This window comes from Streptomyces sp. NPDC029956, assembly GCF_055574655.1.
Map to the genome: position 1 here is coordinate 99,001 of NZ_JBVHZJ010000021.1, position 26,947 is coordinate 125,947.

At 73.8% G+C, this 26,947-nt stretch carries 26 protein-coding genes; 16 read left to right on the forward strand and 10 right to left on the reverse strand.

Annotated features, from left to right (window positions below; genetic code table 11):
* The first annotated feature begins 14 nt into the window (after positions 1-14).
* Together ACZ4XX_RS19050 and ACZ4XX_RS19055 are read left to right on the forward strand one after the other, a co-directional pair.
* Positions 15-422, forward strand: coding sequence for a VOC family protein (locus ACZ4XX_RS19050; RefSeq protein ID WP_468509010.1), 408 nt, complete (start codon positions 15-17; stop codon positions 420-422).
* A gap of 56 nt (positions 423-478) precedes the next feature.
* Positions 479-994, forward strand: coding sequence for a pyridoxamine 5'-phosphate oxidase family protein (locus tag ACZ4XX_RS19055; RefSeq protein WP_468509011.1), 516 nt, complete (start codon positions 479-481; stop codon positions 992-994).
* A 28-nt stretch (positions 995-1,022) separates the two neighbouring features.
* Here the strand turns inward: ACZ4XX_RS19055 and ACZ4XX_RS19060 are convergent, their stop codons facing one another.
* Together ACZ4XX_RS19060 and ACZ4XX_RS19065 are read right to left on the reverse strand one after the other, a co-directional pair.
* Positions 1,023-2,090, reverse strand: a complete 1,068-nt coding sequence (locus ACZ4XX_RS19060; protein WP_468509012.1) for an acyl-CoA dehydrogenase family protein — start codon at positions 2,088-2,090, stop codon at positions 1,023-1,025.
* A complete protein-coding gene (locus tag ACZ4XX_RS19065) occupies positions 2,090-3,235 on the reverse strand; it encodes an acyl-CoA dehydrogenase family protein (protein WP_468509013.1) in 1,146 nt (381 codons plus the stop codon). The genes ACZ4XX_RS19060 and ACZ4XX_RS19065 overlap by 1 nt, the downstream gene beginning before the upstream one ends.
* Positions 3,236-3,292: 57 nt before the next feature.
* On the opposite strand from ACZ4XX_RS19065, the gene ACZ4XX_RS19070 reads away from it, so the two are divergent.
* The 5 genes from ACZ4XX_RS19070 to ACZ4XX_RS19090 all read left to right on the forward strand — a co-directional run bounded on the left by ACZ4XX_RS19070 (position 3,293) and on the right by ACZ4XX_RS19090 (position 9,200).
* The gene (locus tag ACZ4XX_RS19070) at positions 3,293-4,429 is read left to right on the forward strand and encodes an acyl-CoA dehydrogenase family protein (protein ID WP_468509014.1); all 1,137 of its coding nucleotides are present in this window, start codon (positions 3,293-3,295) and stop codon (positions 4,427-4,429) included.
* The gene (locus ACZ4XX_RS19075) at positions 4,426-5,238 is read left to right on the forward strand and encodes an SDR family oxidoreductase (protein ID WP_468509015.1); all 813 of its coding nucleotides are present in this window, start codon (positions 4,426-4,428) and stop codon (positions 5,236-5,238) included. The genes ACZ4XX_RS19070 and ACZ4XX_RS19075 overlap by 4 nt, the downstream gene beginning before the upstream one ends.
* A gap of 60 nt (positions 5,239-5,298) precedes the next feature.
* Positions 5,299-5,928 (forward strand): TetR/AcrR family transcriptional regulator, encoded by a 630-nt coding sequence (locus ACZ4XX_RS19080; protein WP_468509016.1) that lies wholly within the window; start codon positions 5,299-5,301, stop codon positions 5,926-5,928.
* A gap of 58 nt (positions 5,929-5,986) precedes the next feature.
* On the forward strand, positions 5,987-7,144 hold the full coding sequence (locus ACZ4XX_RS19085; protein ID WP_468509017.1) for an acetyl-CoA C-acetyltransferase: 1,158 nt from the start codon (positions 5,987-5,989) through the stop codon (positions 7,142-7,144).
* A gap of 322 nt (positions 7,145-7,466) precedes the next feature.
* Positions 7,467-9,200 carry a DEAD/DEAH box helicase gene (locus ACZ4XX_RS19090; RefSeq protein ID WP_468509018.1) on the forward strand — a complete coding sequence of 578 codons (1,734 nt, stop codon included), beginning with the start codon at positions 7,467-7,469 and terminating at the stop codon, positions 9,198-9,200.
* Here the strand turns inward: ACZ4XX_RS19090 and ACZ4XX_RS19095 are convergent.
* From ACZ4XX_RS19095 to ACZ4XX_RS19115, 5 genes are all read right to left on the reverse strand, one after another.
* On the reverse strand, positions 9,125-10,027 hold the full coding sequence (locus ACZ4XX_RS19095; RefSeq protein WP_468509019.1) for a tyrosine-protein phosphatase: 903 nt from the start codon (positions 10,025-10,027) through the stop codon (positions 9,125-9,127). The two genes, ACZ4XX_RS19090 and ACZ4XX_RS19095, sit on opposite strands and share 76 nt — an antisense overlap.
* A gap of 73 nt (positions 10,028-10,100) precedes the next feature.
* A complete protein-coding gene (locus tag ACZ4XX_RS19100) occupies positions 10,101-11,153 on the reverse strand; it encodes an NAD(P)H-dependent flavin oxidoreductase (protein WP_468509020.1) in 1,053 nt (350 codons plus the stop codon).
* A complete protein-coding gene (locus ACZ4XX_RS19105) occupies positions 11,153-11,887 on the reverse strand; it encodes a CoA-transferase subunit beta (protein WP_468509021.1) in 735 nt (244 codons plus the stop codon). Before ACZ4XX_RS19105 ends, ACZ4XX_RS19100 begins: the two co-directional genes overlap by 1 nt.
* Positions 11,884-12,717, reverse strand: a complete 834-nt coding sequence (locus ACZ4XX_RS19110) for a CoA transferase subunit A (protein WP_468509039.1) — start codon at positions 12,715-12,717, stop codon at positions 11,884-11,886. Before ACZ4XX_RS19110 ends, ACZ4XX_RS19105 begins: the two co-directional genes overlap by 4 nt.
* Before the next feature lie 29 nt (positions 12,718-12,746).
* Complete coding sequence (locus ACZ4XX_RS19115; RefSeq protein WP_468509022.1) at positions 12,747-13,496, reverse strand: enoyl-CoA hydratase family protein; 750 nt, start codon at positions 13,494-13,496, stop codon at positions 12,747-12,749.
* 67 nt (positions 13,497-13,563) lie between these two features.
* Between ACZ4XX_RS19115 and ACZ4XX_RS19120 the strand changes: the two genes are divergently transcribed.
* The 3 genes from ACZ4XX_RS19120 to ACZ4XX_RS19130 all read left to right on the forward strand — a co-directional run bounded on the left by ACZ4XX_RS19120 (position 13,564) and on the right by ACZ4XX_RS19130 (position 15,996).
* Positions 13,564-14,448 carry an SDR family oxidoreductase gene (locus tag ACZ4XX_RS19120; RefSeq protein WP_468509023.1) on the forward strand — a complete coding sequence of 295 codons (885 nt, stop codon included), beginning with the start codon at positions 13,564-13,566 and terminating at the stop codon, positions 14,446-14,448.
* On the forward strand, positions 14,435-15,310 hold the full coding sequence (locus ACZ4XX_RS19125; RefSeq protein ID WP_468509024.1) for an SDR family oxidoreductase: 876 nt from the start codon (positions 14,435-14,437) through the stop codon (positions 15,308-15,310). Before ACZ4XX_RS19120 ends, ACZ4XX_RS19125 begins: the two co-directional genes overlap by 14 nt.
* 254 nt (positions 15,311-15,564) lie before the next feature.
* A complete protein-coding gene (locus ACZ4XX_RS19130) occupies positions 15,565-15,996 on the forward strand; it encodes a ribonuclease (RefSeq protein ID WP_468509025.1) in 432 nt (143 codons plus the stop codon).
* A 15-nt stretch (positions 15,997-16,011) separates the two neighbouring features.
* Here ACZ4XX_RS19130 and ACZ4XX_RS19135 read toward each other — a convergent pair whose 3' ends face one another.
* A complete protein-coding gene (locus tag ACZ4XX_RS19135; RefSeq protein WP_468509026.1) occupies positions 16,012-17,559 on the reverse strand; it encodes an ankyrin repeat domain-containing protein in 1,548 nt (515 codons plus the stop codon).
* A gap of 125 nt (positions 17,560-17,684) precedes the next feature.
* Between ACZ4XX_RS19135 and ACZ4XX_RS19140 the strand changes: the two genes are divergently transcribed.
* Positions 17,685-18,155 carry a GNAT family N-acetyltransferase gene (locus ACZ4XX_RS19140; protein ID WP_468509027.1) on the forward strand — a complete coding sequence of 157 codons (471 nt, stop codon included), beginning with the start codon at positions 17,685-17,687 and terminating at the stop codon, positions 18,153-18,155.
* A 30-nt stretch (positions 18,156-18,185) separates the two neighbouring features.
* Here the strand turns inward: ACZ4XX_RS19140 and ACZ4XX_RS19145 are convergent, their stop codons facing one another.
* Positions 18,186-19,070, reverse strand: coding sequence for a hypothetical protein (locus tag ACZ4XX_RS19145; RefSeq protein WP_468509028.1), 885 nt, complete (start codon positions 19,068-19,070; stop codon positions 18,186-18,188).
* Positions 19,071-19,241: 171 nt separating this feature from the next.
* Here ACZ4XX_RS19145 and ACZ4XX_RS19150 point away from each other — a divergent pair, with 171 nt between their 5' ends.
* Positions 19,242-20,009 carry a S1 family peptidase gene (locus ACZ4XX_RS19150; RefSeq protein ID WP_468509040.1) on the forward strand — a complete coding sequence of 256 codons (768 nt, stop codon included), beginning with the start codon at positions 19,242-19,244 and terminating at the stop codon, positions 20,007-20,009.
* Between the two features lie 145 nt (positions 20,010-20,154).
* On the opposite strand, the gene ACZ4XX_RS19155 is transcribed toward ACZ4XX_RS19150, so the two are convergent.
* Positions 20,155-21,915 carry a glycoside hydrolase family 35 protein gene (locus ACZ4XX_RS19155; protein ID WP_468509029.1) on the reverse strand — a complete coding sequence of 587 codons (1,761 nt, stop codon included), beginning with the start codon at positions 21,913-21,915 and terminating at the stop codon, positions 20,155-20,157.
* 118 nt (positions 21,916-22,033) lie between these two features.
* Here ACZ4XX_RS19155 and ACZ4XX_RS19160 point away from each other — a divergent pair, with 118 nt between their 5' ends.
* From ACZ4XX_RS19160 to pepN, 4 genes are all read left to right on the forward strand, one after another.
* A complete protein-coding gene (locus tag ACZ4XX_RS19160; protein ID WP_468509030.1) occupies positions 22,034-22,921 on the forward strand; it encodes a helix-turn-helix domain-containing protein in 888 nt (295 codons plus the stop codon).
* 11 nt (positions 22,922-22,932) lie between these two features.
* Positions 22,933-23,295 carry a chorismate mutase gene (locus tag ACZ4XX_RS19165; RefSeq protein WP_468509031.1) on the forward strand — a complete coding sequence of 121 codons (363 nt, stop codon included), beginning with the start codon at positions 22,933-22,935 and terminating at the stop codon, positions 23,293-23,295.
* On the forward strand, positions 23,295-24,281 hold the full coding sequence (locus ACZ4XX_RS19170; RefSeq protein ID WP_468509032.1) for an asparaginase: 987 nt from the start codon (positions 23,295-23,297) through the stop codon (positions 24,279-24,281). Before ACZ4XX_RS19165 ends, ACZ4XX_RS19170 begins: the two co-directional genes overlap by 1 nt.
* A gap of 92 nt (positions 24,282-24,373) precedes the next feature.
* Positions 24,374-26,857, forward strand: coding sequence for an aminopeptidase N (pepN, locus tag ACZ4XX_RS19175; RefSeq protein ID WP_468509033.1), 2,484 nt, complete (start codon positions 24,374-24,376; stop codon positions 26,855-26,857).
* Positions 26,858-26,947 lie beyond the last annotated feature (90 nt).

Consider the following 26,947-nt stretch of genomic DNA (forward strand, 5'->3'; position numbering starts at 1 on the left):
TGGATCATGAGCGCATGACCTCTCTCGTACGACACGTCACCATCGACTGCGCCGACGCCTACGCCCTCGCCACCTTCTGGGCCGAGGTCCTCGACTCCAAGGTCTCCCACGAGGACGAGCCGGGCGACGAGGAGGTGCTCGTCGAGACGCCCGGGGCCGGGCTCCTCTTCATCCAGGTCCCGGAGGCGAAGGCCGTCAAGAACCGCATCCACCTCGACCTCCAGCCGCAGGACCGCACCCGTGACGAGGAGATCGAGCGGCTCCTCGGCCTCGGCGCGGCCCTCCTCGACGACCGCCGGAACCCGGACGGCACCGGCTGGGCGACCCTGGGCGACCCGGAGGGCAACGAGTTCTGCGTCGAGCGCAGCCAGGCGGAGCGCGCCGCCGCAGGCGCCGAATCCGCCGCCGCCCCCTCCTCCTGACGACATCCGGAGCAATCCGGACAGTAGGTGTCGGGTATCCGGTGTTTCCTGGACGCATGGGAGACACCGGAACCGGAACCACCTGGTCGGCCTTCGAGGCCGCCGAACCCGAATTCGCCGAGACCGTGCGCGAGCGCTTCGGGCAGTACACCCACCACGCCCTCGCCACCGTGCGGGAGGACGGCTCACCCCGGCTCAGCGGCATCGAGGTGGGCTTCCGCTTCGGCGAGCTCTGGCTCGGCATGATGCCCGGCTCCCGCAAGGCCCTCGACCTGCGCCGCGACCCCCGGCTCACCCTCCTCGCCAACCTGGGCGCGGGCACCGACATGGGCGGTGGGGACGTCCGTGTCTCCGGGCGGGCGGTCGAGATCACCGACCCGGAGACCGTCGCCCGGTACGTCGCCGACGCGGGCGAGCCCCAGCCGTTCCACCTCTTCCGGGTGGACCCGACCGAGGTCGTACGGACCTGGGTCGACGGCGACGAGCTCGTCGTCCGCACCTGGTCCACCGGGAGCCCGGCCCGCACCTTCCGGCGCGGCAACGACGACAGCCCGCCCCGCCGGGTGTCATGAGCCCGTTCGGCCGGCAGTCGTGCCCCGGTCAGGAGTACGCGCCGAGGACCGCCGCCCGGCAGGTCGCCGGGTCGCCCCAGGCGTCCCGCAGGGGGCGGGCCTTGCGGAGCCACAGGGACAGGGCCAGTTCCTCCGTGTAGCCGACCGCGCCGTGGATCTGGAGGGCGGTGCGGGCCGCCGTGTACGCGGCCTCGCCCGTGGTCACCTTCGCCGCGGCGAGGTCGCCGTCCGGCGCGTTCCCGTCCGCCAGTCCCACCGCCGCCCCGAACAGCAGCGGGCGCGCGAACTCCAGGGCGAGCAGCGTGTCCGCCAGCCGGTGTTTGACCGCCTGGAACGCGCCGATGGGGGTGCCGAACTGGGAGCGCTGCCGGGCGTACGCGACCGTCCGGTCGAGCAGGGCCAGGCCCACGCCCAGCGACTGCGCGGCCGTCGCCAGCATCGCCCAGCGCCCGGCCTGCCCGGCCGCGACGGCCACCGCGGGGCCCTCGGCGAGCAGCTCCCCGCCGGGTGCCGGGCGGGCGAGCCGCCGCGCGGGGTCGGCGGAGACCCGGACCGGCCCGTGACCGGGCGCCCGCCACAGTTCCTCCCCGCGTACGACGAGCACCGTGTCCGCCCGGTCGGCGTCCAGGGCGTACGGGGACGCGCGCCGTACGGCCTCTGCCCCGGCGCGCCGTACGGCCTCCGTCCCGACGCGCCCTACGGCAGGCGTCCCGGCGATCGCCAGCGTCGCCGTCCGTTCGCCCGTCGCCAGGCCCGGCAGGAGGCGTTTCGCCGGGCCCGGATCGTCCAGCCGCGCCAGCTCCCCGAGGAGGACGGCCGCCGCCACCGTCTCCACCACCGGGCCCGGCACCGCGTGACGCCCCAACTCCACAAACGCGTGGGCGAGTTCGACCGGGAGCAGACCCATACCCTCGTACTCCTCCGGGACCGAAAGCGCCCACACCCCCGCCCCCGCGAGCCGTCCCCACAGCGCCCGCCCCGGGCCGGGGTCGTCGCCCGCCCAGGCCCGTACGGCCTCCGGGGTGTCCGCGGCGGTGAGCATCGCGTCCAGGGAGCGGGCGAAGGCGCGCTGTTCACCGGTCGGCAGGAAGGTCATCAGCGGCGCCCCTTCGGGAGGCCGAGCAGCCGCTCGGCGATGATGTCGCGCTGGATCTCGTTGGTGCCCGCGTAGAGGGGGCCCGCGAGGGAGAAGACGTACCCCTCGGCCCACGCGCCGTCCGCCAGCTCGCCCTCCGGGCCGAGGAGGTCGAGGGCCGTCTCGTGCAGCGCCAGGTCGTACTCCGACCAGAAGACCTTGTTGAGGCTGGACTCGGCCCCCGACGGTGCCCCCGTCGCCAGCCGGGCCGCCGCGCCCGCCGTGAACAGCCGGTACGCCCGCGCCCCGATCACCGCGTCCGCCACCCGGTCCCGCAGCGCCGAGTCCGCCGGGTCGCCCTCCGTCCGCCAGAGCCGTACGAGCCGGTCGGCGGCTGCGAGGAAGCGGCCGGGGGAGCGGAGCATCAGTCCGCGCTCGTTGCCCGTCGTGGACATCGCGATGCGCCAGCCCTGGCCCGGTTCCCCGATCACGTCCTCGTCCGGGACGAACACCTCGTCGAGGAACAGCTCGGCGAAGGCCGGTCTGCCGTCGAGCCGGCCGATGGGCCGGACGGTCACCCCCGGCGCCCGCAGGTCGAACATGAGGTAGGTCAGGCCCCGGTGCGGCCGGTCCGCGCCGGGATCACTGCGGAAGATGCCGAAGGCCCGGTCGGCGAAGGCGGCCCGGGAGGACCAGGTCTTCTGCCCGGAGATCAGCCAGCCGCCGTCGGTGCGGACCGCGCGGGAGGTGAGCGACGCCAGGTCGGAGCCGGCCTCGGGCTCCGACCAGGCCTGCGCCCAGATCGTCGCGCCGGTCGCCATCGACGGCAGTACGCGCGCGCGTTGTTCCGCCGTGCCGTGGTCGAAGAGGGTGGGGGCGAGGAGCTGGACGCCGTTCTGCGAGACCCGGCCGGGCGCCCCCGCCGCCCAGTACTCCTCCTCGAAGACCAGCCACCGGGCGAGGTCGACGCCCCGGCCCCCGTACTCCTCGGGCCACGAGACCGCCGACCAGCGGGCGGCGGCCAGTTCGGCCTCCCAGACGCGGTGGGCGGCGAAGCCCTCGGCCGTCTCCAGGGAGGGCAGCGGCTCGGCGGGGACATGCTCCCGCAGCCACTCCCGGGCCTCCGCCCGGAAGGCCTCCTCGGTCCGCGTGTACGAGAGATCCATCGGTCACCCCGCCCTCACCCGTTCCCTAACAAGTGTTTGGTAGGTTAACGTACGGCCATGAGCAGCGTCGAGGAGTTCCGGGCGGAGATACGGGGCTGGCTGAAGACCCACCTCAGCGGCTCCTTCGCCGCCCTCAAGGGGCGCGGCGGGCCCGGCCGCGAGCACGAGGCCTTCGCCGAACGCCTCGCCTGGGAGCGGCACCTGGCCGCCCACGGCTGGACCTGCGTCGGCTGGCCGAAGGAGTACGGCGGGCGCGGCGCGAGCATCGAGGAGCAGATCGCCTTCCACGAGGAGTACGCCCTCGCCGACGCCCCCGCCCGCGTCAACCACATCGGCGAACAACTCCTCGGCCCCACGCTCATCGACCACGGCACCGACGAGCAGAAGGCCCGCTTCCTGCCCCCGATCCGCGCCGTCGGGGAACTCTGGTGCCAGGGCTACAGCGAACCCGGCGCCGGCTCCGACCTCGCCGCCGTCCGCACCCGCGCCGCCCTGGAGAACGGCCGCTGGGTGGTGAACGGACAGAAGATCTGGACCTCCCTCGCCCACGAGTCCCAGTGGTGCTTCGTCCTGGCCCGTACGGAACCGGGCTCGCGCCGCCACACCGGGCTCTCGTACCTCCTCGTCCCCCTCGACCGGCCCGGCGTCGAGATCCGGCCCATCGTCCAGCTCACCGGCACCAGCGAGTTCAACGAGGTGTTCTTCGACGGGGCCGTCACCGACGCCGCGAACGTCGTCGGCGCACCCGGCGACGGCTGGCGGATCGCCATGGCCACCCTCGGCTACGAACGCGGCGTCTCCACCCTCGGCCAGCAGGTCGGCTTCCGCCGTGAACTCGACGCCCTCGTCGCCCTCGCCCGCCGCAACGGCGCCGCCGCCGACCCCGACATCCGCGACCGCCTCACCCGCGCCTGGGCCGGCCTCCAGGCGCTCCGCGCCGGCGCCCTGCGCGGCACCGACCCCTCCGCCGCCAAGCTGTACTGGTCCCACTGGCACCGCGACCTCGGCGAACTCGCCCTGGAGGTGTGCGGCCCCACCGCCACGCTGGCCGCCGGAGCCCCGTACGAACTCGACGACTGGCAGCGGCTGTTGCTCTTCTCCCGCGCCGACACCGTCTACGCCGGATCCAGCGAGATCCAGCGGAACATCATCGCCGAGCGGGTGCTCGGCCTCCCGAAGGAGCCGCGCCCATGACCCGTAACCCGCCGCCGCCCTACGTACCGGGCCACGGACTCCTCACCGGGCGGACCGCCGTGATCACCGCCGCCGCCGGAGCCGGCATCGGCGGCGCCACCGCCCGCCGCTTCCTGGAGGAGGGCGCCCGCGTCCTCCTCAGCGACGCCCACACCCGGCGCCTCAAGGAGACCGAGACCGCGCTCGCCGCCGAGTTCGGCGCGGACGCGGTCGCCTCCCAGCCCTGCGACGTCACCGACGACGCCCAGGTCCAGGCGCTGTACGACACCGCCGTACGGCTCCACGGACGCCTGGACATCACCGTCAACAACGCCGGCCTCGGCGGCACCGCGGAGCTCGCCGACATGACCGACGAGCAGTGGAACCGGGTCCTCGACGTCACCCTCGGCGGCACCTTCCGCTGCACCCGCGCCGCCCTCCGCCACTTCCGCGCCGCGAGCAGCGGCGGCGACGGTACGACCACCGGGGGCGTCGTCGTCAACAACGCCTCCGTCGTCGGCTGGCGCGCCCAGGCCGGCCAGGCCCACTACGCCGCCGCCAAGGCGGGCGTCATGGCCCTCACCCGCTGCGCGTCCGTCGAGGCCGCCGCGTACGGCGTCCGCGTCAACGCCGTCGCCCCGTCCCTCGCCATGCACCCCCACCTGGCCAAGGTCACCACCACCGAACTCCTCGACGAACTGACCGCACGCGAGGCCTTCGGCCGCTACGCCGAGCCCTGGGAGATCGCCAACGTCATCGTCTTCCTCGCCGGCGACTACTCCTCCTACATGACCGGCGAGACGGTCTCCGTCAGCAGCCGGCACGCGTAGGGGGTGTCCTGTCGATCAGGCCGGGCTCGCCAAGACACCCCCTGGGACCAGAATGGACGTGTGCCGAACACTCCCCAGAGCTCAAGCAAGAAGAAGAACCCGGTGAGCGGCGGGCCCGAGCGGCGCCGTGAACTCCTCGACACGGCGGCCGAGGTGTTCGCCGCCCAGGGGTACAACGCCACCACCGTCCGCAAGATCGCGGACGCCGCCGGCATGCTCGCCGGCAGCCTCTACTACCACTTCGACTCCAAGGAGTCGATGCTCGACGAGATCCTCTCCACCTTCCTCGACGAGCTGTGGGAGGGGTACGACGCCGTCCTCGACGCCGGACTCGGGCCCCGCGAGACCATCGAGGCCCTCGTCACCGAGTCCTTCCGCGAGATCGACCGGCACCGCGCCGCCGTCGCCATCTACCAGAAGGAGTCCCGGCACCTCACCGACCAGCCCCGCTTCCACTACCTCACCGACTCGCAGCGCAGGTTCGAGAAGGCCTGGCTCGGCACCCTGGAGCGCGGCGTCGCCGCCGGCGTCTTCCGCACCGACCTGGACGTCCGCCTGACCTACCGCTTCGTCCGCGACACCGTCTGGGTCGCCGCGTCCTGGTACCGGCCCGGCGGCCTGCACAGCCCCGAGGAGATCGCCCGCCAGTACCTGTCCATGGTCCTGGACGGCATCGCCGTACGCACGTAACGACGCACGGTCCCGGCACCGGCCCGTGCGCCCCACCCGACCCACCGGAGGAGTCGCCATGCCCGAGGCCTACATCGTCGAAGCGGTCCGCACGCCCGTGGGGCGCCGAGGAGGCGGACTCTCCGCCGTCCACCCGGCGGACCTCGGCGCCCACGCCCTGAAGGCCCTCGTCATCCGGTCGGGGATCGACCCGGCCGCCGTCGACGACGTCGTTCTCGGCTGCCTCGACACCGTCGGGCCGCAGGCCGGCGACATCGCCCGTACGGCCTGGCTGGCCGCGGGCCTCCCCGAGGAGGTCCCCGGGGTGACCGTCGACCGCCAGTGCGGCTCGTCCCAGCAGGCCGTGCACTTCGCCGCCCAGGCGGTGATGTCCGGCACCCAGGACCTCGTCGTCGCCGGCGGCGTGCAGAACATGTCCATGATCCCCATCGCCTTCGCCTCCCGGCAGGCCGCCGAACCCCTCGGCCTCACCGGCGGCCCCTTCCACGGCAGCGAGGGCTGGCGCGCCCGGTACGGCGACGCGCCCGTCAACCAGTTCCACGGCGCCGAGCTGATCGCCGAGAAGTGGCGGATCACCCGCCGCGACCAGGAGGAGTTCGCCCTCCGCTCGCACGAGCGGGCGCTCCGCGCGATCGACGACGGCCGCTTCGCGCGGGAGACCGTGGCCTACGGCGACGTCACCGTCGACGAGGGGCCGCGCCGTGACACCAGCGCGGAGAAGATGGCCGGGCTCCGGCCGGTCGTCGAGGGCGGCACCATCACCGCCGCCTGCTCCTCCCAGGTCTCCGACGGGGCGGCGGCGCTGCTCCTGGCGAGCGAGCGGGCCGTACGGGAGCACGGGCTCACCCCCCGGGCCCGGATCCACCACCTGTCGGCGCGGGGCGAGGACCCGATCCGGATGCTGTCCGCGCCGATACCCGCGACCGCCCACGCGCTCAAGAAGACCGGCCTGACCATCGACGACATCGACCTCGTCGAGATCAACGAGGCCTTCGCGCCGGTCGTCCTCGCCTGGCTGAAGGAGACCGGCGCCGACCCGGCCCGGGTCAACGTCAACGGCGGCGCGATCGCCCTCGGGCACCCGCTCGGCGCGACCGGCGCGAAACTCATGACGACCCTCCTCCACGAACTGGAACGCACCGGAGGCCGCTACGGCCTCCAGACGATGTGCGAGGGCGGCGGCCAGGCGAACGTCACGATCATCGAAAGGCTGTGAACGGGGCCACGGACCGCTGTGAGCGGGCCGCGCCGGCGTCACCCGAGGCCGTGATCCGCTCGGTGATCCGGCACGGTTCCGCTGTGAGGTCGCCCACGTCGCACCGCGCTGGGCAGGTCTGATCCGTCCGGGCATCGGTCGGGAGGGGCGGGAAGGTTCCGGGGCGCACTATTGTTCCGGTAGAGACATCCGGGGCTCGTACCGCGCGTTCCGGGAGAGACAGCCGGGGCCCGTATCGCGTGTTCCGGGTAGAGCAGCCGGGGCCCGCACCGTGCAGGTGCGGGCCCCCGCTGTGCCGCGAGCACCGGCCAGAAAGGCACGCATGACCCGCTCCGAACGCCCCAACAAGCGCAGCCCCCGCACCGCCCAGGCGAAGTCCACGTCACAGCCGAAGGCCTCCCGCGGAGGGCGCCGTCCCTCCGCGCCCCCGCCGCCGAGCGAGTTCACGCCGCCGGAGACGGTGACGCCCGCCCTGCCCGCGGTGGCCGCCTTCGCCGACCTCGACATGCCCGAGGGCCTGCTGCGGACCCTGGGCGAGCAGGGCGTCACGGAGCCGTTCCCGATCCAGGCCGCGACCCTCCCGAACTCGCTGGCCGGCCGTGACGTGCTCGGCCGGGGGCGTACCGGCTCCGGCAAGACCCTCGCGTTCGGACTCGCGATCCTCGCCCGCTCCGCCGGCCGCCGCGCCGAGCCCGGCGCGCCGCTCGCGCTCGTCCTGGTGCCCACCCGCGAGCTCGCCCAGCAGGTGACCGACGCGCTCACCCCGTACGCCTCCGCGCTGCGGCTCCGCATCACCACGGTCGTCGGCGGCATGTCGATCAGCCGGCAGTCGTCCGCGCTGCGGCGCGGCGCCGAGATCCTCATCGCCACGCCCGGCCGGCTCCACGACCTCATCGACCGCGGCGACTGCCGTCTCGACCAGGTCGCCGTCACCGTCCTCGACGAGGCCGACCAGATGGCCGACATGGGCTTCCTGCCGCAGGTCACCAAGCTCCTGAAGCAGGTCGAGCCGGGCGGGCAGCGACTGCTGTTCTCGGCCACCCTCGACCGGAACGTCGACCGGCTGGTCAAGATGTTCCTCGACGACCCGGTCGTCCACTCCGTCGACCCGTCGGCCGGCGCGGTCACGACGATGGAGCACCACGTCCTGTACGTGATGGACGAGACCGACAAGAAGGCCGTCACGCTGAAGATCGCGGCCCGCGACGGCCGCACGATCCTCTTCCTGGACACCAAGCGGTCCGTGGACCGGCTGGTCAAGCGGCTCCTCGCCAACGGTGTACGGGCCTCCGGCCTGCACGGCGGCCGCTCGCAGCCGCAGCGCAACCGGACCCTGGACCAGTTCAAGAGCGGCCAGGTCACCACGCTCGTCGCCACGAACGTGGCCGCCCGAGGCATCCACGTCGACGACCTCGACATGGTCGTCAACGTCGACCCGCCGATGGACCACAAGGACTACCTGCACCGCGGTGGCCGCACCGCCCGCGCCGGTGAGTCCGGCAGCGTCTTCACCCTGGTGCTGCCCGAGCAGAAGCGCGACATGGGCCGGCTGATGTCGCACGCGGGCATCAGCCCCCGCACGGCGCAGATCAAGTCCAGCGACGAGCAGCTCGCCGAGCTGACCGGCGCGCGGGAGCCCTCGGGCGTCCCGGTCGTCGTCGAGACTCCGCAGCCGACCCAGCCGCGCAAGCCGGCCGGCTCCGGTGCCGCCGGTGGCCGTTCCTCCTCCGGTCGGCGTCGCCGCTCCGCCCCGGCCGGAGGCACGGCCGGTACGGGCACGGGCTCGGGCCGTTCCGGAGCCACGGGCACGGCCTCGGGCCGCGCCGCGGGCTCCTCGGGCCGTACGGCGGGCTCCGCGGGCCGCACCGCCGGTTCCGCCGGTGGCTCGGGCCGCGCGTCCGGCGGTGGCCGGGGCGCCGGCTCCGGCACGGGCGGCGGACGCGCCGCCGCCGCGGGCGCCGGTGCCGGCCGCGCCGGGCGTCAGGCCGCGGGCACCAGCCGTGCGCGCAGCGCCAGCAGCTCGCGGAACTCCAGGCCGAGGCCGTCCGACACGTAGCGGAACACGCTCCCGTACGAGGAGCGCAGCTGCTCCAGGGCGGTGTCGAGGTACTCCGCCCGCACCTCCTGGAGCGGAATGATCAGGGCCGGGTTCTCCATGAGCCCGGCCTTTCTCAATCCCTCCCGCACCCGTGCGTCGTACGCGGCACGGAAGGTGTTGGAGGCCAGGTAGTCCGCGCGGGCCAGGGAGTCGGGCACACCGAGGAGCGTGAGCAGCAGCCAGCCGGTCCAGCCGGTGCGGTCCTTGCCCGAGGTGCAGTGCAGGAGCAGCGGCCCCCGCCGGGGATCGGCCAGGTCCCGCAGGGTCGCCGCGAAGGCGGCCCGGTTCGCGGGGTCGGTGACGAACGTCCGGTACACCTCGCGCATGAACGCGGCGGCCCGCCCGCCGCCCAGCATCTCCTCCTGCCGCACCGGGTCGCGCGAGCCGATCGCGGTGAGCAGCTGCCCGAACAGACCGTTGTCGGTGACGGGCCGGGGGACCGGCACGGCACCGGCCGGCAGCCGGTCGGCGCCGTCGCGGCCGACCTCCAGGGGGATCCGCAGGTCGACCACGGTGCCGAGGCCGAGTCCGGCGAGCGTCGTCACGTCCGCGTCGGTCAGCTGGGCCAGGTGGTCGCCCCGGTAGGCGAGGCCGTACCGGACCCGGCTCCCCTCGTACGTGGGGTAGCCGCCGAGGTCACGGACGTTGACGGCGCCCTGGAGCGGGATCCGCCGGATCGGGGGCGGCTGCGGGAACCGGGGGCGGGCGATCGCCTCCGTGGGCAGGGCGCCGAGCAGGGCGGTGGCGCCGGTGGCGGTGAGCAGCGCGCGTCGAGACAGGTGCACGGCCGGACTCCTCTGCGGCTCAAGGGGGTCGGGGGCGAGCGGTACGGAGTGGGTGAGCGGTACGGCGTGTGGGTCACTCCTCGGGGTGCGGGAGCGTCCGCAGGACCTGCGCGGCCTCCGCCATGATCCGGGTGACGAGCTCCTCGCAGCTGGGGAGGTCGTCGATGACTCCCGCGACCTGGCCGGCGGCCATGATGCCGAGGTCGGTACGGCCCTCGACCATGGACGCCCGCAGCAGCATCGGGGTGTTCGCGGCGAGCAGGACCTGGCTCCAGGAGAGGTCCTTGCCGTGGCGCATGGCCAGGCCGTCACGGATCATCGCGGGCCAGGAGAGCCCGGAGATCCGGCGGAAGCCGGCCGCCCGGCGCAACGCCCGGGCCAGGGACCGCACCCGCCCCGCGTGCTCCAGCGACGCGACGAGGTCGGTGCGGAGCATGCGGTGCGGCAGCCCGTCGACGGCCGTCGTCACCGTGACGTCCTTGACCGTCGCCGCCAGATAACGGGCCTTCACGGCCTCCGGCACGGTCGAGTCGGAGGTCAGCAGGAAGCGGGTGCCCATGGCGATGCCCGCCGCCCCGTGCGCGAGGGCGGCGACCAGACCCCGCCCGTCGCGGAAGCCGCCCGCCGCGATCACCGGGATGTCCACGGCGTCCACCACCTGCGGCAGCAGGACGCTCGTCGCGACCTCGCCGGTGTGCCCGCCGCCCTCGCCGCCCTGGACGAGCACCGCGTCCGCGCCCCAGCCGGCGACCTTCTCGGCGTGCCGCCGCGCGCCGACGGAGGGGATCACCACGACCCCGGCGTCCTTCAGCTCGGCGATGAGGTCCCGGGACGGCGCGAGGGCGAAGGAGGCGACCCGTACACCCTCGTCGACGATGATCCGGACCCGTTCGCGGGCGTCCCCGGCGTCGGCCCGCAGGTTCACGCCGAAGGGCCGGTCGGTGCGGGACCTCACCTCGCGGACGGCGGCGCGCAGTTCGTCCACGGTCATCGTTGCGGAGGCGAGGACTCCGAGCGCACCGGCGTTCGCGGTGGCGGAGACGAGCCGGGGCCCCGCGACCCAGCCCATGCCGGTCTGCACGAGGGGGTGGCGGACGCCGACCAGTTCGGTCAGGGCGGTCTCCATCAGGACCTGACCTCGCGGTTCCGCAGCCCGCCCGGGTCGATGACCTCGCGGATCAGCCGGAGCTCCTCGGCGGTCGGCTCGCGGGTGCACGGCACGTCCTCGCCGATCACCAGGTCGAAACCGGTGGCCGCCCGGACCTCGTCGACGCTCACGCCCGGGTGCACGGACGCGAGCCGCATCGCGTGGCCGGGCGTCTCGAAATCGAGGACGGCGAGGTCCGTCACCACCCGGGGGAGGCGGTGGTACGGCCCGACGGCATGGTCGTAACCGACCCCGCTGATCATGTCGACCCGCTCGACGAAGACCCGGGTCGAGTGCTTGGGGATCCAGTAACTCACCGGATTGTTGAGGGTGTTGACGGGCGCACCGCGGACGCCGAGGAGCTGCCGGGTGGGCCGCTCCCAGTCGCCGATGCAGGAGATGTTCTGGTTGCCGTACCGGTCGATCTGACTGGCGCCCATCATCACGTGCCGCCTGCCGCCGGTGACCATGGTGAGGTGCCTGCGGTACGGCAGCCAGCCCTCGGTCCGCCCGTCGAGGCCGACGAGCAGCGCCTCGCCGTCGGTGAGGAGGAGGTCGGGGGAGAAGGTGCGCTTGGCGAGCCGGGCGCCGAAGGAGGGGATCAGGCCCATGGGGCTGGCGAGCACCTCGCCGTTGTCGCGCCAGGCCTCGGCGCAGGCGATCACGCAGTACTCGGCCCGGCTGGTCGCTGTCGTCGTCGCGTCCGTCGTCACTTCCGCTCCTCCTTGTGCCAGGCCTGGACGGCCGCCTGGTAGTCGTCCTCGCTCCCGCCCGAGAGGAAGCGCTCGGCGAACTCGGTCCAGGGGGTGGTCGCGTAGAGCTTCTGGAACGGCTCGTCGCGGTCGTGGTCGGGGACGCAGGAGGTGAAGTGGGCCCCGTTCGGGGTCTCGACGACGCCGGCGACGCTGTGGCGGCTGACGAGAAGGGTCTGGGGCACGGTGTCCGGCCCGAAGGACTCCACCACCCGCTCGCAGGAGACGTACGCCGTGTCGGCGGCCTCGCAGAACAGGTCGTCGAAGTACGGGTCGGGGCCGAGGTACTGGCCGTTCCCGAGCCGGTCGGCGCGGTTGAGGTGGACCAGGGCCGCGTCCATGCGCAGCGCGGGCACGGCGACGAACTCCTCGCCGTCCTCGTACGGGGAGGTGACGGTCCGCAGACCGGGGTTGACCCGCATCACGTCGGAGCCGAGGCCGGCCCGCACCGGCAGGAAGGGCAGCCGGTTGGCGGCGGCGTGCAGCCCCCACATGAACATCGCCTCGTCGAGCTCGGTGAGTTCGAAGGCGCCGCGCTCGCGGGCGGCCCGGTAGTGCGGTTCGAGGGGGACGGAGTCCAGGGTCACGAAGGGCGCGACGAGCCGCCGGATCCGGCCGGCGGCCGCGAGCAGGCCGACGTCCGGGCCACCGTACGAGATCACCGTGAGATCACTGATCTCGGACCGGAGCAGCGCTCTGACCAGGGCCATCGGCTTGCGCCGCGAGCCCCAGCCGCCGATCCCGATCGTCATGCCGGAGCGGAGCCGGCCCACGACGTCCTCGGGGGTCATCACCTTGTCCGTCTTCTCGGTCCTCCGGTTCACCGGGAGCCCTCCTTCCCGAAGGTGTCGCGGACCCGGTCGGCGACCCCGCTGAGACTGGCCTCGAAGGTGAAGCCCTGCTCGAAGCGGTAGCTGCGCCGGACGTCCACGGGGTCGATGCCGTTGAGCGCGGCCTTGGCGAGCCGCAGCAGGCTGCCGTCCTTCGCGGCGATCTCCCCGGCCAGGCCGAGGGCCGCGTCGAGCAGTCCGGCGCGCGGCACCACCTGCCACACCGAGCCGTGGGCGTGCAGTTCGGCGGCGGTCGCGGTCCGCGAGGTGTAGTACAGCGCCCGCATCAGGTGCTGGGGCACGAGGCGGGACAGATGGGTGGCGGCACCGAGGGCGCCCCGGTCCAGCTCGGGCAGTCCGAAGACGGCGTCCTCGGCGGCGACGATCGCGTCGGCGTTGCCGACGAGCCCGATCCCGCCGCCCAGACAGTGGCCGGCGACCGCGGCGACGACCGGCACCTCGCACTCGTACACGGCGGCGAAGGCCTCGGCGCAGCCGCTGTTGGCGCCGATCAGGGAGGTGTGCCCGGGGTCGCGCTGCAACTCCTTGATGTCGACGCCCGCGTTGAAGCCGCGGCCCTCGGCGGTGAGCACGACGCAGCGGACCTCGGGGTCGCGGCCCGCCGTGCGGACGGCGTCGGCGAGCGCGTACCACCCCTTCACGGGCAGGGCGTTGACGGGTGGGAAGTCGACGGTGACCAGGGCCACGCCCGCAGTGGGGCGCGAGGTGCAGACACCCATGAGTGGATCAGCTACCTTTCCACCAAACGTTTGTTAGGTACCCTCTCGAGGAGGAAGGTAGCAGCCGATGGAGCTGGACGGGAGGGTCGTGCTCGTCACCGGTGGAACCCGCGGCGTCGGCGCGGGCATCGCCCGCGCCTTTCTGCGGGCCGGCGCCCGCGTCGCCGTCTGCGCCCGCAGACCCCCGGACGCACCGGTCGAAGCGGCGGGCCGCACCGCCGCGTTCCACCCCGTCGACCTGCGGGAACCCGCCGCCGTACGGGAGTTCCTCAGCGACTTCGCAGAGCGGTACGGACGGCTCGACGCCCTCGTCAACAACGCGGGCGGCACCCCGTACCGCCTCCTGGGGGAGAGCGGCGCGGAACGCCACGCGCGCGTGGTCGAGCTGAACCTCACCGCCCCGCTCACCGTCAGCCTCGCCGCCCACCCGCTCCTCCGGGCCTCCCGCGGCGCCGTCGTCATGATCGGCAGCGTCAGCGGCACCCGGCCCTCCCCGGGCACGGCCGCCTACGGAGCGGCCAAGGCGGGCCTGGAGAACCTCGCCCGCTCGATGGCCGTCGAATGGGCCCCCGAGGTACGGGTCAACACCCTGGTCCTCGGCATGGTGGAGACCGAGCTGTCCCACCTCCACTACGGCGACGAGGCCGGGATCACCGCCGTCGGCCGGACCGTGCCCCTGGGCCGGCTCGCCACGCCGGACGAGATCGGGGACGCCGCCGTCTTCCTCGCCTCCGACCGGGCGGCCTATGTGTCGGGGGCCTCGCTGCTCGTGCACGGAGGCGGGGAGCGCCCCGCCTTCCTGGACGCGGCGACCGTCAACGCCGTGACCGCCGATGGCGCTTCCGGCGATGCCGCGACCGCCGATGGCGCTTCGGGTGATGCCGCGACCGTGAATGCCGTGACCGCCGATGCAGTGACCGCCGACAAGGAGAGCCGAGATGGGTCTGTGTGACGAGCGAGTGGTGATCGTGACGGGAGCGGGCCGGGGGCTCGGCAGGGCGCACGCGCGCGCGTTCGCCGCCGAGGGGGCCCGGGTCGTCGTCAACGACCTGGGGGTCGGCCTGGACGGCCGACCGGGGCCGGACAGCCCGGCGGCCGCGGTCGTCGAGGAGATCCGGGCGGCAGGCGGCGAGGCCGTCGCCCACGGCGGCGACATCGCGACCACCGAAGGCGCCGCCTCGCTGGTCGCGACCGCCCTCGACACGTACGGCCGGCTCGACACCCTCGTCAGCAACGCGGGCTTCCTGCGCGACCGGATGCTGGTGAACCTCGACGAGGAGGACTGGGACGCGGTCATGCGGGTCCACGGCAAGGGCCACTTCCTGCCGCTGCGGCACGCGGGCGCGTACTGGCGGGCCGAGGCGAAGGCCGGGCGCACGCCGGTGGCGCGGATCGTCCACACCACCTCCGGCGCCGGACTCCTCGGCAGTGTCGGGCAGGGCAACTACGCGGCGGCCAAGGCCGCGATCGTCGGCCTCACCCTCGTCGCGGCGGCGGAGCTCGCCCGGTACGGGGTCCAGGTCAACGCGATCGCCCCGGCGGCCAGGACCCGGATGACCGAGCAGGTCTTCGACGGTCTCGACGCACTGCCCGAGGACGTGTCGCCGCTCGTGGTGTGGCTGGGCTCGGCCGCCTCGGACGGTGTGACCGGCAGGGTCTTCGAGGCCGAGGGCGGCCGCCTCACCGTCATGGAGGGCTGGCGGCCGGGTCCGACGGCCGACAAGGGCACGCGCCGGACCCCGGCGGAGGCGGGGGAGACGGCCCGGCGCCTCCTGGCGGAGGCGGAGCCGCCGCACCCCGTGTACGGGGCCTGAGCGCGGGTCGCGCCGGGGGGCTTCGACGCCCCCGCGCGCTCCCCGCGCCACCGGCGACGCGGGCTCCGAGGGCCGCCCGGGCACCCCGCGCCACCGGCGACGCGGGCCCCGGGGAGCCGGCCGCGTTCCCCGTGGGCCCCCGGGTCACTCCCTCGTACACGAGATCCGCACGTTCGCGACCGAGGAGTCAACATCCGGCGAATGGAAAGGAGTTGGCCTTCCCGGCCGGATCTACGCGCGTCAAGATCTCAGCCATGCGAATCCCCCCTCGATTCACCCTCGCCGGCGGTGTCGCCGCCGCCCTCGTCTCCTCCCTCCTCCTCGGCGCCCCCGCCACCGCCGCCCCGGCCCCCGCCCCCGCCCCCGCCACCGTCGCGACCTCGGTCGCGGCCACCGAGGCCGTCGGGGACATCTGCCACTCCGACCTCCCCGACCAGGCGTACACGACCCTGCGTCTGATCGACACGGGCGGCCCCTTCCCGTACAGCCAGGACGGCTCCGTCTTCCAGAACCGCGAGCAGATCCTGCCGGCCCACTCCCTCGGCTACTACCACGAGTACACGGTCGAGACCCCCGGATCCTCCACCCGCGGCGCCCGCCGGATCGTGACCGGCGACGCGGCGCAGGAGGACTACTACACGTCCGACCACTACGCGACCTTCGACCTGATCGACTACGGCTGCTGAGCACGCCGGAAGAGATCAGGCGCGGCGCGGGGACGTCCATTCCAGGCGGGTCCTGACCCGGGGGTCGTGGACGTACTCCAGGGCGGCGAGCGCCGTCTCCCGCGCCGCGCCCTCCGGGTCGCCGTCCGCCAGGGCCGAGGCCAGCGCGTCCACGGCACGCGGGTCCTGACGGATCGCGAGCCCGCGCGCGGCCTCCGCCGCCGTCTCCGGATCGGTGTCGCCGAGCCGCTCGGCGAGCCCCTCCCGCACCAGAGGGGTGTCGTCGGGCAGCTCGGCGAGCGCGAGCGTCGCCCAGTCCCGTACCCGCGCGTCCCCGTCCCTGCTCAGCGCGAGCAGCACCCCCAGCGCCTCCAGGTGCCCGGCCGGCACGATCCCGGCGAGGGCTCCCGCGACCGCCCGCCGGACGGACGCGTCGGGATGCCCGGCCGCGGCGAGGAGTTCGGGCACGGCGGCCGGATCCCCGCACTCCCCGAGCGCCGACACCACCGAAAGGACCGGCTCCCGCGCCGGCACCGGCGAAGGCCCGGGCTCCCGCGCGGACGGAACCCGCGGGCACCCCGCGGGCCCCGCCTCCCGCTGCGGCGCCGCCCCCGTCACCTCCGCCGCGAGCCGCCGCAGCACCGGGACCGCGCTCGGCGCGAAGCCCGGCAGCGCGCCGAGCACCCGCGCGCCCAGCGCCCGGCGCAACGGATCGCGGTACGCGCACCACGCGGCCGCCGCCACGAACGTCTCCTCGTCGGCCCGGCCGGCGAGTTCGGCCACCGCCGTCGTCCAGTCGTCGAGCTCCGGATCGCCGCAGCGCAACGCCCGCGCCGCCAGCTCCTCGTGCGAGGTGTGCAGCCCGAGCGCCGCCTCGATGAGCGTGGCGATCGCCGCGTGCCCGGTCTGGCGGTCGTCGCCGCGGCCGGGCGCGCCGTCCTCCCGCAGCAGCTCGACGACCACCGTCACCCCGCCGTCCTCGCGGACCCGGCGGACCACCGCCTCGTACGTCTGGCCGCCCTCGTTCCCTGCGACGAGGCCGCGCCGCAGCTCGGCCGCCATGTCGACGCCGATCCAGCGCCGGGCCTCCCGCAGCGCGGCCTCCCGGGAGTTCGCCCCGTGGTCGAGCAGCGCCCGTACGCAGCCGGTGGAGCCGCGCCGGGCGGCGGCCACCAGCGGCAGGATCCCGTCGGGTCCGCGCCGGTCGGGGTCGGCCCCGTACTCGAGCAGCAGCCGCGCCGTGTCGGTGTGTCCGAGCCGTAGGGCCCAGGCGAGGGCCGTGAACCCGTACGCCTCCTCCTGGTCGGGCCCGGCGCCCGCCGCGAGCAGGGCCCGTACCACCTCGGTGTGCCCGCCGACGGCCGCCCCGCACAGGGGGAGGTCGTCGCCCCCCTCGCCGCTGCCCCGGCCGGGATCCGCCCCGGCGGCCAGCAGCACCCGTACGATTCCGGCCTCGTCGCCGACGGCCGCCCGGTACAGCGCGGTCTCCCCGTCCTCCCGGCCCTCGGGGTCGGCCCCGTCCCGCAGGGCCTGTACGGCCCCGTCCTCGTCCCCGTCACGGATGGCGTCGAACAGCGTGCTCATGCGCCGACCCTGACCCGCCGTCCGTCCCTGGCGCAAATCCATTCCCACCCCCGCGCGCCGCCCCGCTTCCCGCCCCTCCTCCGGGGCGACGGTCCGCTCGTACGTCCGTGCCAGAATCGGGCCGCATGACGCACGATCACGATCCCGGCCGGGACGGCGCGACGCTCAGCGTCGGCGACGGGGACACCGCACTCGCCAAGGCCCTGGAGCAGGGGCTCGACGCCTTCAACTTCGCGGCCACGAACACCACCCCCGAGGACCAGGGCGAGCTGTCCGTGAAGGCGGTCGACGAGAAGGGCGAGCTGATCGGCGGGCTCACCGGCTGGACCTGGAGCGGCCTCTTCGGCATCGACATGCTGTGGGTCCGCGAGGGCAGCCGGCAGGACGGCTGGGGGGGCCGGCTCCTGCGCGCGGCCGAGGACGAGGCGCGGCGGCGCGGCTGCGACCGCGCCACCGTCTCGTCGTTCACCTTCCAGGCCCCGGACTTCTACCGGCGGCACGGCTACGTCGAGACCGGCCGGGTCCTCGGCATCCCCGGCGGGGCCGAGGACGTCCACTTCCACAAGAACCTGGCCCAGGCGCCTCCGGAGAGCTAGGTGCCGCCGGCGGGGGTTCGAGGGCAGGACCTAGCCCGCGCACTCCAGGACCGTCCGGCACACGCCGCACCGGGCCTTGAGTGCCCGGCCCGCCGGGATCCGCAGGCGTTGCCGGCAGACCGGGCAGAGGAACGAGACGCCGGTCGCGGGCGCTCCGCCCTGGAAGGCGTACGGGGCGGCCTCGCCCGCCCGGCCCCGGCGCCGTTCCCAGCCGTAGCGGCGGCGTTCGGCCCAGCCCGCCCCGGCGAGCGGCGGCGTCGCCCGCTCCCGGTCGGCCTCGGCCCGGCCCCGTACCCAGGCCTCGTACGCCACCGCACTGGTGAACCACGGTGACGGGTCCTCGCCGAACACCTCGGCCCGCTTGGCGAGGACGTAGCCGAACTCCTCCGGGGTCAGATAGCCGAGCTTCTGGCTCTCCACGCCGTCCTGCCGGTACGCGTCGAGCAGCAGCCACCCCGCGCCCAGGTACGTGGTGACCACGTCGGTGAGGATCTCGTTCTCCGCGGTCCCGGGGAAGCCGAGGCCGAGCCGGTGCAGCAGGACATGGGTGATCTCGTGGGCGAGGGCCGCGCCGATGTCCCGGCGGCGGGTCCGGAAGCGGTCGTTGAGCTCCACGAAGTACTCGGGTCCCGCGGCGAGCTCGACGGCCGCCGCGTGCTCCATCTGCCGGAAGCTCACCACCAGCCGTGCCTCGGGCAGCCTCAGGTGCCGGACCAGGGCGCGGGCCACCCGCTGGGTGCCGAGATGCAGGTCCTCGTCGTCCCCGAGGGCCACGTCGGCGGGCGGCACGCTCGTCGGGTAGCGGTGTACGCCGTCAGGGGAGAGGCGCCGGTAGAGCGCGGTGAGCGAGTCCCCGACGGTGGCGTGGTGCGGAAAGCCGTGGGCGACGCGGTCGCCCTCCTGACGGTTCGGCATACGGACCCCCCTCCGGCCTATTTTACGGTTCCGGCGCGGTGTGGCTGAAAAGACTTCCTTGTGGCGGCAGTTGAGAGTTGTCCATAATCCGGACATGACTTGACGGGCGCATGTCATCGCCTGTCGAGGCAACCCCCCATGAGAGAAGGCAGACACGTGAATCAGAACCGAATGGTCCGTGCGCTCCAGAAGCTCGCCGCGGCCGGCGCCGTCGTCCTGGCGGCCGTCAGCCTCCAGCCCACCACCGCCTCCGCCGCCCCCGCCCCCGTCGTCGGAGGCACCCGCGTCGCCCAGGGCGAGTTCCCCTGGATGGTCCGGCTCTCCATGGGCTGTGGCGGCTCGCTGATCACCCCCCAGGTCGTCCTCACCGCGGCCCACTGTGTGAACGGCTCCGGCAACAACACCAGCATCACCGCCACCGCCGGTGTCGTGGACCTGCAGAGCAGCAGCGCGATCAAGGTCAGGTCCACCAAGGTCCTCCAGGCCCCCGGCTACAACGGCAAGGGCAAGGACTGGGCGCTGATCAAGCTCGCCAGCCCGATCACGTCGCTGCCCACCCTGAAGATCGCCGAGACCACGGCGTACAACAGCGGCACCTTCACCGTGGCCGGCTGGGGCGCCGCCCGTGAGGGCGGAGGGCAGCAGCGCTACATGCTCAAGGCGAACGTGCCGTTCGTCTCGGACGCCTCCTGCAAGAACTCGTACGGCAGCGACCTCGTCCCCACCGAGGAGATCTGCGCCGGCTACACCCAGGGCGGCGTCGACACCTGCCAGGGCGACTCCGGCGGCCCCATGTTCCGCAAGGACAACGCCGGAGCATGGGTCCAGGTCGGCATCGTGAGCTGGGGCGAGGGCTGCGCCCGCGCCGGCTACCCGGGCGTCTACACGGAGGTCTCGACCTTCGCCTCCGCGATCAAGTCGGCCGCAGCCACGCTGTAGCGGACCGCACGAACAGGTGCCCCGGAGCGGCCTCGGCTCCGGGGCACCGTCGCGCGCTCGATGCCGTTGTTCCTCTGTTCCTCTGTTCCCTTGTCCCTTTCGACAACCCGCTGAGCGCGATGCCGTCCTGTGCTGTGCTGCGGGCTCAGACGACGCCGAGCTCCACGCCCGGCCTCCCGTCCCCCTCCAGTTCCAGCGCCCACACCTCGTTCGCGCCCTCCCGCAGCACCGGGCCCGGCACGAACAGCGCGTCCTGCGGCCCGGCCGACCAGTACCGGCCGAGGCAGAAACCGTTCACCCACACGAAGCCCCGGGTGCCGCCCGGCAGCCGCAGCCACGCGTCCCCCGCCCCCGCCACCTCCAGCGTCCCCCGGTAGAGACCCGGCCCGCTCCCGTCCGCCGCCGACTCGAACGGCACCTTGTCCACGGCCGGCGCCTCGAACGCGTCCAGGCGCAGCCCCCGGGACCGGAACCCGTGCAGATACTGCCGCTCGTGCCGTACGCCCCCGGTGATCCCCTTCGGCTCGGCGAGCCGCGGCCCGTAGTTCACCCGGCCGAGCGACTCCACCCACAGGTCGACGACCGCCGACCCGCCCACCGGCTCCACGAGCGTCACGTCCTCGCCGTCCGTGGTGTCCAGGACCCCCGCGGGCAGCCCGTCGACGTACGCCACCGCCCGGTCCCGCAGCCCCGTCACGCTCAGCGGGTACGGCTGCCGGGGGCCCGGCACCGTCACCCGGTGGCGCACCAGACCCCGTTCCACGCCCAGCTCCTCGAAGGTCGGCGGCACCGGAGTCACCTTCTCCTCGTCGCCGAGCACGCTCAGGACCCGGCCCAGCGACGCCCGGCCGTCGAAACGGCCCCGCACCGGGGCCGCGAGCCGCGCCGGCGGCTCCGGAACCTCCGGCAGCGGCCCCTTCGCGTACGCCGCGAGCACCTCACGGAAGCGCCAGAACTTCTCCGTCGGCCGCCCCGCCTCGTCCACCGGCGCGTCGTAGTCGTACGACGTCACCGTCGCCCGCAGCGGCCCGTCATGCAGGTCACCGGCCCGGTTCGCGCCCGCCCACCCGCCGAAGTTCGAGCCCCCGTGCGCCATGTAGACATTGACCGAGGCCCCGCACTCCAGGATGTCCCGCAGCGCCTCCGCCGCGTCCCCCGGGTCCCGCACCGCGTGCTCCGTACCCCAGTGGTCGAACCAGCCGCACCAGAACTCCATGCACATCAGCGGCCCCGACGGCTGGTGGCGCCGCAGCGTCGCGAAGCCCTCCCGCGCCCCCGAGCCGAAGTTCGCCGTCGCGAGCACCCCCGGCACCGAGCCGCCCGTCAGCATGTGGTCCTCGGGACCGTCCGAGGTGAACAGCGGCACGCTCACCCCGCAGCCCCGCAACAGCTCCGCCACCCGTTCCAGATAGCCCCGGTCACTGCCGTAACTGCCGTACTCGTTCTCCACCTGCACCAGGACCACCGGCCCGCCCCGGTCGACCTGCCGCTCCACCACCTGCGGCAGCAGCCGCCGGAACCAGTCCTCCACCGGCGTCAGGAACCCCGGGTCCAGAGTCCGCACCCGCCGCCCCAGCGGGCCGGTCAGCCAGTACGGCAGACCACCGTTCTCCCACTCGGCGCAGATGTACGGCCCCGGGCGCACGATCGCCCACATACCGGCCCTCGCCACCGCGTCCAGGAACCGCCCCAGCGCGTCCGCGTCCGCGTACCGCCCCCGCTCCGGCTCGTGCAGATTCCAGGGGACGTACGTCTCGACACAGTTGAGGCCCATCGCACGCAGCATCCCGAGCCGGTGCTCCCACTGCTCCTCGTGCACCCGGAAGTAGTGCAGCGCCCCCGACAGGAGGCGCACCGGCCGACCGTCGAGCAGAAAGTCCTCGTCACCCACAGCGAACGTGCTCATGGCCTCACCCTCGCCCTCTGGCGGCGAACCGGTCCATGGACAAAGATCGTCGCAGTTTGGACGTTAGAGCCCGCCCGGCCCCGATCCGCCGGAGGGGGCAGGGGAGGGGCACCACCGCATGTACCACACCTGGATGCGCTACTTCACGCCCAGCCCCGTCCACCACCGCCTCGGCCTCGTCTGCCTCGGCGTCGGACTCCAGCACGGCACCCTGCCCACCGTCGGACCCCGCACCCTCGACCACCACGTGGCCGTCGTCGTCTCCGCCGGCAGCGGCTGGTACCTCGCGTCCGACGGGCGCCGCACGACCGTCACCGCGCCCGCCCTCCTCTGGCTGACACCCGGCACCCCCCACCACTACGGCGCCGACCCCGGCACCGGCTGGGACGAGGCCTTCGTCGACTTCTCCGGACCCGCCACCACCACCTACACCGAACTCGGCTACATCGAACCCGACCGGCCCGTCGTCCCCCTCGCCGACGCCGCGCCCGCCCGCGCCGCCATCGGCCGGATCGCCCGCGCCGCCCGCGCCGGCAACCCCCTCCTGGAGGTCGAGACCGGCGCCGCCGTCCACGAACTCCTCGTCGCGCTCCGCCGGGCCCGCGCCGACACCAACGCCGACGGCGACCCCGTCCTCGCCGCCCTCGCCCGCGACGCCTTCCAGCCGCTCTCCGTCGCCGAACACGCCGCCCGGCACGGCATGACCGCCGCCGAGCTGCGGACGGCCGTCCGCCGGGCCGCCGGATGCAGCCCCAAGGACTACCTGCTCACCGTGCGCCTCGGCCGCGCCAAGGAACTCCTCGCCGCCACCGAACTGCCCGTCGCCGCCGTCGCCCGCCGCGTCGGCTACGACGACCCGGCCTATTTCTCCCGGCTCTTCACCCGACGGGTCGGCACAGCACCCATCCGCTTCCGCGAACAACAGGGACGCTCGGTGCACGGCGGCTGGAGCAACACCGTTCCGGATCCCGAACACCCCCCCACGATCCTCCCGAGATCCGTCTAAGCTCGCAGATCATGAGTGAGTCCCCGCGCCCCCACCAGCCCACCCCGCCCCCGGCCCCGACCGCGGCCCCGTCAGCGACGGACGAGGACGTACGGGCCGAGCTGACCCGGCTGCGCGAAAGCATCGACAACATCGACGCGGCGGTCGTGCACATGCTCGCCGAACGCTTCAAGTGCACCCAGCAGGTCGGCGTCCTCAAGGCCGAACACCAGCTGCCGCCCGCCGACCCGGCCCGCGAGGCCCGGCAGATCGCCCGGCTGCGGGAACTCGCCGGCAGCGCGAAACTGGACCCGGCCTTCGCGGAGAAACTGCTCAACTTCATCATCGCGGAGGTCATCCGCCACCACGAGACGATTGCGGACGGAGCACGCTGATGGCCCGCGTCACGGTCTTCACCCTCGGAGGGACCATCTCCGCACGAGGCGGTGACGCGGCCCGGATGAGCGGCCAGGAGGTCCTCGCCGAACTCGGCGGCGACCACGACATCGTGCTGAACGACTTCCGCCGCGTCCCCAGCTCCACCCTCACCCACGCCGACCTCGCCGCGCTCGCCGCCGAGGTCCGCGCCACCGTCGCCGCGGGCTCCGGCGTGGTCGTCGTCCAGGGCACCGACACCCTGGAGGAGACCGCCTTCCTCCTCGACCTGCTCTGCACCACCGAGCAGCCGATCGTCGTGACCGGCGCCATGCGCCGCCCCGACCTGCCGGGCGCCGACGGCCCCGCCAACCTGGCCGCCGCGCTCGCCGTCGCCGCCCACCCCGCCTGCCGGAACCTCGGCGTCCTCGTCGTCCTCGCCGACGAGATCCACGCGGCCCGCCTCGCCCGCAAGACCCACACCACCTCCGTCGCCACCTTCGCCTCACCCGGCGCGGGGCCGCTCGGCACCGTCGTCGAGGGCGAACCCCGCATCCTCCTCCGCCCCGCCGTACAGGCCGCGTTCTGCCCGCTGAAGCTCGACCCCGACGTACGAGTGGCCCTGGTGACCCTCTCCCTCGGCGACCGCGGCGAACTCCTCGACGCCGTCGACCACCGCTTCCAGGGCCTCGTCGTCGCCGCCTTCGGCGCCGGCCACGCCCCCGCCCGGCTCGTCGAGCCGCTCGCCGACATCGCCCGCCGCATCCCCGTCGTCCTCGCCTCCCGCACCGGAAGCGGCCCGACCCTCTCGGAGACCTACCGCGGCCCCGGATCCGAGTACGACCTGCTCCACCACGGACTGATCCCGGCAGGCCCCCTCGACCCCGCCAAGGCACGGATCCTGCTCCACACCCTGCTCTCCAGCGGAGCGGCCGGCCCGGCCGGCTACGACCGGCCCCGGATCACCGCGGCCTTCGCCCACCTGAACGGCTCAGGACTCGCCTGAGAACGGCGGGAAACACCCCCAGGACCCACCCGGAGCAGGTCCGGGCCCCACCACCCCTGCCCCACGCCGAAGGCATCGGGCAGCATAGGGCCATGTCCGTACTGACGCGCGACGAAGCGCAGACCCGTGCCCAGCTCCTCGACGTCCAGCACTACAGCGTGGACCTCGACCTCACCACCGGCGACGAGACCTTCGGATCGACCAGCCTCATCAGGTTCACCGCCCGTACCGCCGGGGACACCTTCGTCGAGCTGAAGCCCGAAACCCTGCACTCCGCCCTCCTGGACGACGAGCCCCTCGACGTCACCACCCTGGACGGCAACCGCCTCCCGCTGCACCTCGGCCAGGGCGAGCACGTTCTGCGGATCAGTACGACCATGCGGTACTCCCGCACCGGCGAGGGCATGCACCGGTTCGCCGACCCCAGCGACGGCGAGTCGTACGTCTACACCCAGCTCTTCATGGAGGACGTCCAGCGCGTCTTCGCCGCCTTCGACCAGCCCGACCTCAAGGCCGTCTTCGAGATGGCCGTCACGGCCCCCGAAGGCTGGACCGTCCTCGCCAACGGCATCACCGAACAGCAGGCCGACGGCCGGTGGCGGTCCGCCGCCACCCCACCGCTCTCCACCTACTTCGTGTGCGTCGCCGCCGGCCCCTGGCACTCGGTCCGCACCGAGCACGCCGGACTCCCCTTCGGCATCCACTGCCGCCGCTCCCTCGCCGCCCACCTCGACGCCGACGCCGACGAGATCCTCGCCGTCACCAAGGCCTGCTACGACCGCTTCCACGAGAAGTTCGACGAGCCGTACCCCTTCGACTCGTACGACCAGGCCTTCGTCCCCGAGTTCAACGCGGGCGCCATGGAGAACCCCGGCCTCGTCACCTTCCGCGACGAGTTCGTCTTCCGCTCCGCCGTCACCGTCACCGAACGGCAGACCCGCGCCATGGTCATCGCCCACGAGATGGCCCACATGTGGTTCGGCGACCTCGTCACCCTGCGCTGGTGGGACGACATCTGGCTGAACGAGTCCTTCGCCGAGTACATGGGCTACCAGACCGTCAACGAAGCCTGCTCCGACCTCTTCCCCGACACCTGGGTCGACTTCGGCGTCACCCGGAAGGCCTGGGGATACGAGGCCGACCAGCGGCCCTCCACCCACCCCGTCGCCCCCGACCCCGAGGCCGTCCCCGACACCGCCTCCGCCCTCCTCAACTTCGACGGCATCTCCTACGCCAAGGGCGCCTCCGCCCTCCGCCAGCTCGTCACCTGGCTCGGCGAGAAGGACTTCCTCGCCGGCATCAACATCCACTTCAAGCGCCACAGGTTCGGCAACGCGACCCTCGCCGACTTCATCGACAACCTCGCCGCCGCCACCGACCGCGACGTCCACGCCTGGGCCGACCAGTGGCTCCGCACGACAGGCGTCGACACCCTCACCCCCGCCCTCACCGGCGAAGGCCTCCGCTGGCAGCTCACCGTCGACCGCCAGGGCAGCCGCCCCCACCGCGTCGCCGTGGGCCTCTACGACCGCGACCCCTCCGGCGACCTCGTCCTCCGCGAACGCCGCGAACTCGACGTACCCCAGACCGAACCCGCCGAACTCACCGGCCCCCGCCCCGCCCTCGTCGTCCTCAACGACCAGGACCTCACCTACGCCAAGCTCCGCTTCGACCAGACGTCCGAGGAATCCGCCCTCCGCGGCATCTCGCGCATCCCCGACGCCCTGACCCGCGCCGTGATCTGGAACGCCATGCGCGACATGGTCCGCGACGGCGAACTCCTCCCCACCGACTACCTCGAATTCGCCCTCGCGCACCTCACCGAGGAAACCGAACTCGCCCTCGTCCAAGGCGTCCTCGGCTTCGCCCGCACCCAGATCGCCGACCGGTACGTCACCGAAGAGGCACGCCCCGCGGCCCTCTCCACCATCCGGCAGATCGCCCGCGCCCTGCTGCGCCGCACCGAGGACGGCGAAGCACCCGGCCTGCGCCTCACCGCCGTCCGCGCCCTCATCGACAGCGCCACCACCCCCGACCAGATCACCTCCTGGCTCGACGAGGGCACCGTCCACGGCGGCCCCGAGCTCGACCCGGAACTGCGCTGGCGCATCCTGGCCCGTCTCGCCGTCCTCGGCGCCACCGACGAGCCGACGATCGCGGCCGAACTCGAGCGGGACCCCAGCGCCACCGGCCAGGAGGGCGCGGCCCGCTGCCGCGCCGCGCTCCCCACGGCGGAGGCCAAGGAGACGGCCTGGGCGGCCCTCTTCGACACGGACGACCTCTCCAACTACCTCTTCACGGCAACGGCCCAGGGCTTCTGGCAGCCCGAGCAGGCGGAGCTCGTACGCGCGTACGTCCCCCGCTTCTACCCGGCGGCCATCGCCCTCGGAGAGCGCCGGGGCGCGGCCATGGCCGAGGCGGCGGGCCGCTACGCCTTCCCGTCGTACGCGGTCGACCAGGACTCCCTCGACCTGGGCGAACAGCACCTCACGGACGCCATGATCCCGGCGCTGCACCGCAAGCTGGTGGACCAGCTCGACGACCTCCGCCGAGCCCTGAGGACCCGCGAGCCCTAGGTGTTCTGTCCCGGGAGGTTGTGGACAGGTGACGCAGGTCTCGGCTGAGGCTTCTTGAACGGGTGAGGGCCTTCCGGGTTCGGTGTGGAT

Bases quoted from the DNA above. Each gene is read 5' to 3' on its own strand.
- ACZ4XX_RS19050 (WP_468509010.1), top strand. From the start codon at position 15: ATGACCTCTCTCGTACGACACGTCACCATCGACTGCGCCGACGCCTAC.
- ACZ4XX_RS19055 (WP_468509011.1), top strand. From the start codon at position 479: ATGGGAGACACCGGAACCGGAACCACCTGGTCGGCCTTCGAGGCCGCC.
- ACZ4XX_RS19060 (WP_468509012.1), bottom strand. From the start codon at position 2,090: ATGACCTTCCTGCCGACCGGTGAACAGCGCGCCTTCGCCCGCTCCCTG.
- ACZ4XX_RS19065 (WP_468509013.1), bottom strand. From the start codon at position 3,235: ATGGATCTCTCGTACACGCGGACCGAGGAGGCCTTCCGGGCGGAGGCC.
- ACZ4XX_RS19070 (WP_468509014.1), top strand. From the start codon at position 3,293: ATGAGCAGCGTCGAGGAGTTCCGGGCGGAGATACGGGGCTGGCTGAAG.
- ACZ4XX_RS19075 (WP_468509015.1), top strand. From the start codon at position 4,426: ATGACCCGTAACCCGCCGCCGCCCTACGTACCGGGCCACGGACTCCTC.
- ACZ4XX_RS19085 (WP_468509017.1), top strand. From the start codon at position 5,987: ATGCCCGAGGCCTACATCGTCGAAGCGGTCCGCACGCCCGTGGGGCGC.
- ACZ4XX_RS19090 (WP_468509018.1), top strand. From the start codon at position 7,467: ATGACCCGCTCCGAACGCCCCAACAAGCGCAGCCCCCGCACCGCCCAG.
- ACZ4XX_RS19100 (WP_468509020.1), bottom strand. From the start codon at position 11,153: ATGGAGACCGCCCTGACCGAACTGGTCGGCGTCCGCCACCCCCTCGTG.
- ACZ4XX_RS19110 (WP_468509039.1), bottom strand. From the start codon at position 12,717: ATGACCCCCGAGGACGTCGTGGGCCGGCTCCGCTCCGGCATGACGATC.
- ACZ4XX_RS19115 (WP_468509022.1), bottom strand. From the start codon at position 13,496: ATGGGTGTCTGCACCTCGCGCCCCACTGCGGGCGTGGCCCTGGTCACC.
- ACZ4XX_RS19120 (WP_468509023.1), top strand. From the start codon at position 13,564: ATGGAGCTGGACGGGAGGGTCGTGCTCGTCACCGGTGGAACCCGCGGC.
- ACZ4XX_RS19125 (WP_468509024.1), top strand. From the start codon at position 14,435: ATGGGTCTGTGTGACGAGCGAGTGGTGATCGTGACGGGAGCGGGCCGG.
- ACZ4XX_RS19130 (WP_468509025.1), top strand. From the start codon at position 15,565: ATGCGAATCCCCCCTCGATTCACCCTCGCCGGCGGTGTCGCCGCCGCC.
- ACZ4XX_RS19135 (WP_468509026.1), bottom strand. From the start codon at position 17,559: ATGAGCACGCTGTTCGACGCCATCCGTGACGGGGACGAGGACGGGGCC.
- ACZ4XX_RS19140 (WP_468509027.1), top strand. From the start codon at position 17,685: ATGACGCACGATCACGATCCCGGCCGGGACGGCGCGACGCTCAGCGTC.
- ACZ4XX_RS19145 (WP_468509028.1), bottom strand. From the start codon at position 19,070: ATGCCGAACCGTCAGGAGGGCGACCGCGTCGCCCACGGCTTTCCGCAC.
- ACZ4XX_RS19150 (WP_468509040.1), top strand. From the start codon at position 19,242: ATGGTCCGTGCGCTCCAGAAGCTCGCCGCGGCCGGCGCCGTCGTCCTG.
- ACZ4XX_RS19155 (WP_468509029.1), bottom strand. From the start codon at position 21,915: ATGAGCACGTTCGCTGTGGGTGACGAGGACTTTCTGCTCGACGGTCGG.
- ACZ4XX_RS19160 (WP_468509030.1), top strand. From the start codon at position 22,034: ATGTACCACACCTGGATGCGCTACTTCACGCCCAGCCCCGTCCACCAC.
- ACZ4XX_RS19165 (WP_468509031.1), top strand. From the start codon at position 22,933: ATGAGTGAGTCCCCGCGCCCCCACCAGCCCACCCCGCCCCCGGCCCCG.
- ACZ4XX_RS19170 (WP_468509032.1), top strand. From the start codon at position 23,295: ATGGCCCGCGTCACGGTCTTCACCCTCGGAGGGACCATCTCCGCACGA.
- pepN (WP_468509033.1), top strand. From the start codon at position 24,374: ATGTCCGTACTGACGCGCGACGAAGCGCAGACCCGTGCCCAGCTCCTC.